Raw genomic sequence first — 476 nt, 5'->3', positions numbered from 1 at the left:
CGTCGCCCTTCATTCATTTGTTATGCGTCAGGCCACATGAACCGACTAATTTCACGATGATGATGCGTAATTTCATCATGAACCCTAAATACCCAAGCCTTACCGCCCTCTTGGGCCATAACCTCTTCTCTGGTGAGAAATTTTAGCTCTGGTATTTCGATATCTTTCCAAGGTGAAGCACGTTGACCTTTAAGGTACGCAGTTAGACCATCTTCATCTCTAACCGAACGGACAACGATGGCACAATCAAGGCCATCTTCAAACCATGGTCCAGACTGGAGCATGAGCCATAGATTTGGCCCATCTCCTTCATCCATCAGATATGCGTAAAAGTTTGTCTTAGAATTTCCATTCTCTACAGAGCCCGAAATTTTAGGAATATCACGACCACACCCACAAGGGCAGTCTACGAGTTTCCTTGTATCTTCTGTGATCATATTATTAACGCATAACGCCTGGCTCAGCGCGACATAGCG

General features: G+C 45.2%; 1 protein-coding gene. It reads right to left on the bottom strand.

Features of this window, described 5'->3' with window-relative positions; all coding sequences use genetic code 11:
• Nucleotides 1–20: 20 nt before the first annotated feature.
• Nucleotides 21–476: hypothetical protein (locus QSJ80_RS15570; protein WP_285765388.1), on the bottom strand; the 456-nt coding region annotated here is incomplete at its 5' end.

This window comes from Biformimicrobium ophioploci (assembly GCF_030270605.1).
Taxonomy (GTDB): domain Bacteria; phylum Pseudomonadota; class Gammaproteobacteria; order Pseudomonadales; family Cellvibrionaceae; genus Biformimicrobium; species Biformimicrobium ophioploci.
Note: the sequence above shows the minus strand (reverse complement) of the source record. Positions and strands in the feature narration are given on the sequence as shown.